The sequence below is a fragment of the Acinetobacter sp. genome (assembly GCF_041911495.1).
In the GTDB taxonomy this organism is placed as follows: domain Bacteria; phylum Pseudomonadota; class Gammaproteobacteria; order Pseudomonadales; family Moraxellaceae; genus Acinetobacter.
Genome location: NZ_JAYROT010000024.1, coordinates 1 through 3,645, shown reverse-complemented (window position 1 = coordinate 3,645; position 3,645 = coordinate 1). Strand labels below are relative to the sequence as shown.

Annotated in this window: 4 protein-coding genes; 1 reads left to right on the top strand and 3 read right to left on the bottom strand. The window is 38.6% G+C overall.

Annotation, left to right across the window (positions count from 1 at the left end; all coding sequences use genetic code 11):
• A partial coding sequence (locus ACE3PQ_RS02760; RefSeq protein WP_374295018.1) for an IS3 family transposase occupies positions 1-265 on the top strand: 265 nt, incomplete at its 5' end.
• A 424-nt stretch (positions 266-689) separates the two neighbouring features.
• On the opposite strand, the gene adk is transcribed toward ACE3PQ_RS02760, so the two are convergent.
• The 3 genes from adk to ACE3PQ_RS02745 form a co-directional block, all read right to left on the bottom strand.
• The gene (gene adk, locus ACE3PQ_RS02755; RefSeq protein WP_374295016.1) at positions 690-1,349 is read right to left on the bottom strand and encodes an adenylate kinase; all 660 of its coding nucleotides are present in this window, start codon (positions 1,347-1,349) and stop codon (positions 690-692) included.
• A 129-nt stretch (positions 1,350-1,478) separates the two neighbouring features.
• Positions 1,479-2,795 carry a hypothetical protein gene (locus ACE3PQ_RS02750; protein WP_374295015.1) on the bottom strand — a complete coding sequence of 439 codons (1,317 nt, stop codon included), beginning with the start codon at positions 2,793-2,795 and terminating at the stop codon, positions 1,479-1,481.
• A 47-nt stretch (positions 2,796-2,842) separates the two neighbouring features.
• Entirely contained in the window at positions 2,843-3,367 is a 525-nt protein-coding gene (locus tag ACE3PQ_RS02745; protein WP_374295013.1) for a hypothetical protein, read from the bottom strand.
• Between the last annotated feature and the right edge of the window lie 278 nt (positions 3,368-3,645).

The window sequence follows — 3,645 nt, the reverse complement described above, 5'->3', positions numbered from 1 at the left end:
TAATTGTATTCAAAGCATGTCTAGACGAGGAAACTGTTGGGACAATGCAGTGACTGAAAGCTTCTTTCATACATTGAAAGGTCATGTAATCCATGGCAGTGTGTTTGCCACTCGAAAAGAAGCGAATGCTGTCTTGTTTGACTATATTGAGATTTATTACAATCGGGTCAGAAGGCATTCCGCAAATGGCTGGTTAAGCCCAGAAGCCTTTGAACAGAAATATTTTAAGAATTTAGAGAGATTTGTTGTCCACGATACTGTCTAGGATCACAGTTCACACCATTTATATTAAGCGCATAAAGACAACAATTACCACCTTTATATTGTGAAAGATGTCATATTTAGCCACTTATCGAATAGCTTTAATATTTAAAAACAATAGCTTAAGACAAGCACTCCACTTATCGAAAAGTTTACTCATATTTATGAGTCAATTGACCAAAAATTCACGATCACTTTTGATCAGACTGATTTGCATCAGATTCATGTGTACTTGCTTGTTTTTGCGCATGTTTTAGTAGCCTTGCGCTCATAACAAATAGCCCAATCAATATAATAATTGCAGCAATGAGTAGTAATATCACCATAAACTTCATTTCTACGACCTTATTCAATTACTTGAGAAGTAGCTAACAATTTAGCATAAAAAAAGCTCCATCAGAGGATAGAGCTTTTTATATCACTTGCAATTACTTCGATTGATCTAAGATGGCAAATAGATTTTCTTGAACTTTTTCAATTGGATCTAGACCATTAATTTTATTATAAGTTGCTGCATTTGCATCTTTAGCTGCACGCTCCTGATAGAAACCAACTAGTTGCTCTGTTTCTGCATGATACGAAGCCAAACGCTTACGAATAGTTTGCTCTTGATCATCTGGACGTTGCACAAGCTCTTCACCTGTTTCATCATCCTTACCTTCAACTTTCGGTGGATTGTAAACAATGTGATAAACACGTCCTGAAGCAGGATGCTGACGACGCCCTGAAAGACGTTGCACGATTTCTTCATCTGGTACATCAATTTCGATTACGTGATCGATGGTAATACCTTCTGACTCTAGTGCTTCAGCTTGAGGAATCGTACGTGGGAAACCATCAAAGATGCAACCATTCACACAATCAGGCTGAGCAATACGCTCTTTCACCAAGCCAATAATCAATTCATCAGAAACCAAACCACCATTATCCATGACAGACTGTGCTTGTTTACCAAGTTCTGTACCTTCACGGATAGCTGCACGTAGCATATCGCCTGTAGAGATTTGTGGGATATTGTAGCGCGTACAGATCAACTGAGCTTGTGTACCTTTACCTGCTCCAGGTGGTCCTAATAAAATAATGCGCATCTTAAACATCCTCATAAATAAATCTAAATCAAATGATTTATACAATCATCAAAAATTAACACAATCATCAAATATGAAAAGAATTGACGAAATTCAAAAATTTTAATCGTGGCTAGTGTAGCTCGAAGGCTATAAAAATGCCACAAATAAGTGAATCAAACCTGCACCAAAACCAGTCACACCACCAAGCACAATCAAAATCCACTCATCTTCATGAAAAGCAGGTCTTAACAGGTTTTGAAACTCTTGTGGAGTCAACAGTCGAATCCGATCTCTAAACATGGTAAAAATCTTTTTCGCCCGACTTTCATTAAAGGCTGGGTCACTCACGGGTACCATCGTAATTTCGATTGAACGATCAATCAAGTCAGACTTTAGTTTTGCATATTCTGTCGGACCAATGGATATTTGCAAAGAAGTCCTCACCAAAGGCGTTTCCATAATCTCGTTAATATGGCGTTTGATAATACGACGTGTTTTGTGATTACGCTTACCGTACATCATTTCCGTCATGATTGATTTCAGGGTAATTAAGTCTGCCGTTACCACTTCTGAAAAGACAATCGACACCTCGTCCTGACGCTTCATAAAAGCACCTTGGAAATTATAAGTCCCAATACGAGGAATCACTGGACGAATCCACGGAAACTTCAAGCCCACAGTCCGTGTAAATAATTGAGGAAACTTAATTGGGTGAGGGTTTACAGGGTTAAAAACCATCCAAATTGCAATCCAGTTGGTTAGGAAACCCCAAATGGCAGCAAAAAATGGCACCGTCCAATGCTCTGGCACAAAGACATAAACAAACATTTGGAAAATACCAAAAAATGCACCGATCAATGCACTAATATGCCAAATAAAATTAATCTCTTTTTGACCAACTTTAAGGAACATTTTGACCATAAGCTTACGGTCATTTTCCATTTGGTTGACCACCATACTACGCATATCAACCAAATTTTCGACATTATAAGTCAGTTCAGTCACAAGTTCTTTCAACACATTTGGCATTTGCTGATGTGCCTGAGAATAGATACGTCGCTTAATTGAATAAGGTAGATTCTCCCAAAGTACTGCGCGGCGCTCAAGCATCACTTCATCAATCAAATGCTCAAGCTCAAACCCGACTTGCTCACCAATCATGCGAGCCATTTCTTCAGGATCCATTGCCTCAAGAAATTCTTTCAAAGAACCAAGCTTTGACAATGTATTATCAGTAATAATCCCAGAAATTCGACCTGCTTTACGTGGCACAATTCCCTGCCAACCTACTGGCAAAGGACCGAGGTGGAAGCCCCAAAAATGGATCGGGTAAAATACCATTTTAAGCGCCATCCATACATGCGCCCACGTCACAAAAGACGTTACAGGAACAATGCTCAAGATCGCCCAAAAATCAGGTCGACTACTAAAATCCTGCCAAAGCTGGGCAATTTGATCTAACATCTACCACTCACACTCAAAAAATGAAGTTATTCAATCGCACAACTATTCTAGAAAGCACCAAAGCTTAAGCTATAGGCAAATTGTAACTGAGGTTCAGTTTTACGCTCGCTTCCATTTTTTCCCTCAATCTTTTCAGCGGCACCAATTCCTACACTGATGGTACTAATACGGCTAGCATCTAGAATCACATACGCCAAATCAACACCGGCTCCTAAACGAGAATACTCTTCTTGATCCACAATTACACTTTCCAAATGACCTGCATACACGCCAAAATAATAGCCATTCAGATCTGTACCTGTTAAATGATATGGCAATCGAAAGCCAATTTGCGCACCAGGCTCATGATCATCATTAATAAATACACCTGCTTTCACATAAGCTATTCCATATGGATTGACCCATTCAAAATTGCTATGTAAAAGTTGTTGGCTAATACCTGCCCCCACATAACCTGACTTCAAACTTGCAGTAGATTCAGCCAATTTTGCTTCAGGTAAATAATCATCAATATGCGCATGCGCAACCCCGATACTACTTAATGCACACATTGCTAATAGATACTTTTTCAATTTTTATCCTCGCTTTTTCCATAAAGCTTTACATTAAAATTTGATTTTTTCGAGCTAGTAAGTGAATAGCTCATACACAAACAGACTAGACTTTAGCAGAAAAGAACAGTGTTCCAAAGTACTTATTTGACAATTCAATTAGGGTCTGTTGACATTTGCTGTAAAAAATAGCGAGATAGTAAAATTAAATCGCCAAACCCAATTTTACACTCGCTATGCCTCGCACAATGCTAAATGATCAACATTGGTCAAAGTTACAAAACATTTTCCGTCAATTT

Bases quoted from the DNA above. Each gene is read 5' to 3' on its own strand.
- adk (WP_374295016.1), bottom strand. From the start codon at position 1,349: ATGCGCATTATTTTATTAGGACCACCTGGAGCAGGTAAAGGTACACAA.
- ACE3PQ_RS02750 (WP_374295015.1), bottom strand. From the start codon at position 2,795: ATGTTAGATCAAATTGCCCAGCTTTGGCAGGATTTTAGTAGTCGACCT.